Source organism: Planomonospora algeriensis, assembly GCF_977012225.1.
In genome coordinates this window covers 1-5,196 of record NZ_CDRNDK010000433.1, presented here as the reverse complement: position 1 = coordinate 5,196, position 5,196 = coordinate 1, and the positions used below count along the sequence as shown (strand labels likewise).

General features: G+C 74.4%; 4 protein-coding genes. All 4 read right to left on the bottom strand.

Annotation, left to right across the window (positions count from 1 at the left end; translation table 11 throughout):
* Positions 1-15: 15 nt before the first annotated feature.
* Positions 16-1,098 (bottom strand): hypothetical protein, encoded by a 1,083-nt coding sequence (locus ACWJ6R_RS29590; RefSeq protein ID WP_449065378.1) that lies wholly within the window; start codon positions 1,096-1,098, stop codon positions 16-18.
* 107 nt (positions 1,099-1,205) lie between these two features.
* Complete coding sequence (locus tag ACWJ6R_RS29585) at positions 1,206-2,126, bottom strand: alpha-(1->3)-arabinofuranosyltransferase domain-containing protein (RefSeq protein ID WP_449065377.1); 921 nt, start codon at positions 2,124-2,126, stop codon at positions 1,206-1,208.
* Positions 2,123-3,922 (bottom strand): alpha-(1->3)-arabinofuranosyltransferase domain-containing protein, encoded by a 1,800-nt coding sequence (locus ACWJ6R_RS29580; protein ID WP_449065376.1) that lies wholly within the window; start codon positions 3,920-3,922, stop codon positions 2,123-2,125. Before ACWJ6R_RS29580 ends, ACWJ6R_RS29585 begins: the two co-directional genes overlap by 4 nt.
* 19 nt (positions 3,923-3,941) lie before the next feature.
* Positions 3,942-5,196, bottom strand: a 1,255-nt coding sequence (locus ACWJ6R_RS29575) for a glycosyltransferase family 4 protein (RefSeq protein ID WP_449065375.1), incomplete at its 5' end; no start/stop codon positions are given.

Genomic DNA, 5,196 nt, shown 5'->3' with positions numbered 1-5,196 from the left:
CGGCCCACGGCGCCGTCACCGCGTCCGCCAGAGCGGGCAGCGGTCCGCCACGCGCGTGCCGGGCCTCGGCCACCGTCCCCAGCCAGGTGTACAGGACCAGCGCCGCGCACACGATGACGGCTCCGGCCAAGCCGCCGGTCCACAGCCCCACGAGCGGGGCGAGCGGCCGGATCCAGGCCGCGCGGATCGCGGCGGGCCCGTACCCGCCGGGTGCCGCGCGGTACGGCGAGCGGGCACGCAGGCCGCCGCGACCACCAGGAGCACCAGGGCCAGCCCGCCGAACAGCGTCGCCCGGTAGACCGTGTCAGGTCCGTACCGCATGGTCACGATTCCCCCTCCGGCGGGCACCTCCCAGGCCTGCCGCCAGCCGTCCAGCCGGACCGGGGTGAGCGGCTCGCCGTCCAGGTGCGCCTGCCATCCCCGGTTGAAGTTCTCGTTGACCACCAGATAGGAGGGCTCGGCGGCGGAGACGCGCACGCGCCGCTCCGCCGGTCCCCAGATCTCGGTGCTGACCGGGGTCGCGTCCGTCCCGGCGGCCTTCTCCGGTCCGGCGGCGGACGGGCGCAGGAGCATCGACTCGATCCGGAACGCGTCGACGGGGGTGGCGGACACCCGTGCCGGTCCGGCCGCCAGTTCGACCGGCTCACAGGAGCGGTAGCCCAGCGGACGGCCGTTCAGCACGTCGCCCAGGGTGCCCTCCACGATCTCGGTGGCCACCGGGTTGCCGTTCACGGTGAGCGACGGACCGCCGCCACAGGGCAGGCGGAGGGGCAAGGACTCCAGCGACCCCAGGGGCGCGACCCCGGGGACGGCGATCTCCGCCACCTCGATCGGCCGCGCGGCGGAGGCAGAGAACCGGATCACCAGCCGGTCCGTGCGCAGCGGGGCGAAGGTGACCAGGTCGTCGGAGTCGATCCAGCCCTGCACCGTCCGCCCTCCTGCCTGCACGGTCACCTTGACCGGTGGCCGTCCCAGATAGGAGTCCGGCAGGAGCACCCGGAGCCGCGAGACCGTCGTCTCCTTGCCGAGTTCGACGGTCAGGGCGGGCTCGCGGTCGGCGCCGTGGGCGTACCAGAGGGTGCTCAGGTCGCCGTCCATGGCCGAGCGGCCGAGCACCGCCGGGTGGTCGGTGACCGTGGAGGAGGCGGTCACCTTGGGGAAGACGCCGGGCAGGTCGGTGAGCCGCCGGGCCGCGACGGGGTCGGTCAGCACGGTCCGCCCGGTGACGACCCGCGACCCGCCCGTCCGGACGGTGAACCCGCGGTCGAACCCGAAGCCGTCCTCGCCCAGGATCTCCAGATGCGGCGAGCAGGTCCACGTGCTGGAACCCCGCATGCAGGCCGCGCGCCGCCCTGCCGGGTGAGCAGGACCGCGCCCGGATCCTCATCCAGGAGCTCCGGCGGGACCACGATCCTGCGGCTCGCCCTCACCCCGGGGACGGTCACCTCGGTGATCCCGACCCGGTTGCCGAAGGTGGTCTTCGGGTCGTGTGCCAGCCGGGTCACCCGGATCCTCAACCAGGAGCTCCGGCCGGCCGGCGGTGCGACGGACTGGGGACCGGCCGTCTGGAGCACCGGCACCCGGCGCGTCCCGGCGGCCGTCTCCAGGGCGATCTCCGCCACCGGCGGCCCGACCGACTGCTCGAACGCCACCGTGATCCGCGGTATCTCCATGCTCTCGACGAGGCGCACCTCCAGCCACTGCCCGACCGCGCCGCCCCATCCGTCGGAACGCCAGCTCGTCCGGAGGTCGCCGTCGATCGCCGCGTACGGCTGGCGTCCCGGATCGCGCCGTTCTCCCACGGCGGTGACGTCCGACTCCGCGGAGGAGGCGAGCACGTCCTCGATGCCGGAGTACCCGGCCGACGCGGTGGCGCTCCGCCATGCCGGGTCCGTCAGGTCGGGGACCGTCTTCCGCCGCAGGGGTTGCTCCTCGGTGAGCGTGGCCGTGCCGATCCGGCGCACGTCGCCGAAGACGATCTCGCGGCGGCGCAGCGTGTCGGTCGTCACCGTGTCACCCGGCGGCACGGCGCCCGCCCCCGGCTCGTCGCCCAGCAGCAGGGCCCGGTCGTCGGTGAGCAGTCCTTCCTCCGCCAGGGCGAGCGCGGCCTCCGGCGCCCCGGTCACCCGGAGGCGCCCTGGCGGGGCACGGTGGCGGCCCGGGGCGCCGGGTCGGGGACCGCGTAGACCTCCAGGGCGGGATACGGCTGGTCGAACCAGCCGGAGGCGGTGGTGGCGGAGGTGTTCCCGATCTCCGGCCCGAAGGCGGCGACCCGTTCCAGGCCGCCGGACTCGGCGATGGTCTCGTGGACCCGTGCGGGCCAGGCGGTACCCAGCGTCTCCCGGGCGAGGTCGTTGCGGACGAGCAGGTAGGTGACGCCGATCCGGCGCAGCGCGGAGGTGAGTCCGGGCGAGCCCTTGCCGGTGGCGAAACGCTCGTCGACCGCCTGGAGCAGCCGGGCCAGGCCGGGCGACCCCCAGGGCACGTTGGTGTGGGTGGCCCAGCGCACGGTCAGCAGCGACTGCACGGGCTCGTCCATCGGGCGCCCCCACACGTACTCGCCCCGCCGCGAGCCGGGTGCGGCGAGCACCATCCCGTCCCCGGTGTGCTTGTTGAGCCAGGCGGCGGCGTCCCGCCAGTAGGCGGGGACCTCGCTGAACGCCCCGGCGGGGGTGACGCCCGCGAAGGCGACGGGCGCGACGGTCAGGGCGAGCGTTCCCGAGGCGAAGAGGAGGGCGGGGTCGCGCAGCCGGACGGGGAGGGCCGCCGGGAGCGCGGCCAGGCCGAGGGCGAGCGGGAGCCGTACCAGGGCGTCGAACTTGTGCAGGTTGCGGAAGGGCGCCAGCGGGCCGTCCAGCAGCGCCCGCACCTCCTCGGTCCAGGGGTGGACCAGCGCGTCCGCGTGCCCGAAGGAGAGGATCACGATCCCCGCCAGCGCGGTGACGGCGAGGAAGGACCGCTCCGGAGTGCCCCGGGCGGCGATTCCGGCGACGCCGAGCCCGGCGGCGAGCGCGGTCGCCGCGATCAGCCAGGGCGTGGCGGCCTGCTCGAACGCGGCGGGCAGCCAGGCGTCGCCGTCCACCGCCAGGAACGAGATCCAGCCGGAGGTGCCGCGCAGGATGTTGAGCAGCGAGGTGACGCTGGTGGTCGCGGACGCCGTCTCGATGAAGGGCAGGAAGGAGAAGATGTACTGCCCCATCACGAGCAGCGGGACCAGCCACCACATCGACACCGCGCCGACGCACGCGAGCCACCAGGCCAGCAGTCTCCGCTTGCGCGGCCCCTTCCGGCGGGTGAGCAGGTACAGCAGCGGGACCACCAGCACGGCGAGTTCGGCCACCGCGTTGATCCCGCCGGCGAACAGGAACGCCAGCGCCGACAGGGCCGCCGCGCGGCGCGGGCTCACGTCCTCGCGGGCGGCGCGCACCAACGGCAGCAGGATCCACGGCAGCACCGCGCTCGGCTGGAACTCGGAGGAGTTGATCCCGATCAGCGTGACGGCGTGCGGCGCCAGCGCGTAGGCGAGGCCGGCCAGGATCCGGGTCGCGGGCGTGCCGGTCCCCATCGCGCGCGCCAGCCGCTCCACGCCGAGGAAGGCCGCGCACAGCACCGCGGTCATCCACAGGCGCTGGATGTTCCACGGCGGCATGTCCAGTGCCTCGAACAGGGCGTAGAAAGGCCCCATCGGGAAGAAGTAGCCGTGGGCCTGGTTCTGCAGGTGGCCGAAGAACGCTCCGTCCCACAGGTGCACCGCCCTCGACAGGAAGCCCAGCGGGTTGAGCGCCATGTCGAGCTTGGTCTCGGAGATGATCCGGCCGGGCGAGGTGTTGAAGGCGACGGCCGCGAGCAGCAGGCAGCCCGCGAGGAGCCGCAGCCGGTGCCGCAGCCGGGCAGGAGCGGTGTCCGTGCTGTCAGGGGTCATCGGGAGGTCACCGTGGGACTCAAGTGGGATCGGTCTCACCCACGGCGAGACGGAGGTCGGAGGTCGCGGCCAGCACGCCGGCCGCACCTGCGGACCGGCGTCGGCGGTCGGACACGGAGAGATCTGTGGCGATAAGTCTGGTTATCGTAGCGCCGGTCCGCCCCCAGGTGAACTCCCCCGCCCAGGCCCGGCACGCCTGCTGGATCTCCGCCCGCCGCGCCGGATCGGACAGCTCGCCGATCGCCCGCTCGACCGCCGCGGCCAGCGTCTCCCCGTCCCGGACCAGCCAGCCGGTCACCCCGTCGCGGACCGAGTCGCGCAGTCCCGCCACGTCGTAGGCGACCGTGGGCACGCCGAAGGCCGCCGCCTCGATCACCGTCAGGCCCCAGCCCTCGAACTCCGAGGCCGTCACGTTCAGCAGGGCCGAGCTCAGCACGGCGTTCTTGTCCGCCTCGGAGAGGAAGCCGTGCAGGTGAACGCGGTCGGCGACGCCCTTCTCGGCGGCGAACGCGGCCAGTGCGCCGGACTCCGGCCCCCGCCCGACGACGTGCACGTGCAGGCCGGGACGGCTCCGCCCGAGCTCGGCGGCGAGGCCGATCACGCGCTCGACGCGCTTGTGGCCGACCAGCCGGCCCAGGTAGACCACGGCCGGGTCCCCCGGCACGGCCAGCCGCGTGACGGGCCGGACCGCCGGACCTCCGTTGGGCACGACCTGGATCGGGGCCGTCCAGCGCAGCCGGGTGCGCAGGTCGTCCCGGGAGGACTCCGAGACGGTGACCGTCATCCGGCGGCGGTAGAGCAGGCGGGCCACCGGCCCCTCGATGAAGCAGCCGATCCTGGCCAGCCAGGCGGGGAAGAACGCGTAGAACTGCCGGTCGTGGACGTGGTGCACCAGGCAGATGACCGAGGTGCGGCGGCGCACGACGAGGGGTGAGAAGAACGGGATGCCGTTCATCGAGTCGATGACGACGTCGAAGGAGCGGCGGCGCAGCAGCAGCCAGAGCGGGACGAGCAGGTAGACCAGGTAGCGGTTGCCCATCCGGTGCAGCGTGATGCCGTCGAGCTGCTCGCTCCCGGCCTGGCCGGGCTCCCGGCTGGTGGCGAAGTGCACCGTCGCGCCCTGGGCGACCAGGTGGCGGCTGACCTGCCAGGCGTACTCCTCCGCGCCGCCCGCCACCGACTGCCGCGGCTCCCGGAAGTTCAGCACCGCCACCCTGACGCCGTCCAGCGGGCCCGCGGCGGCCTCCCCCGCCCCGTCCCCGGCCTCCCGCCCC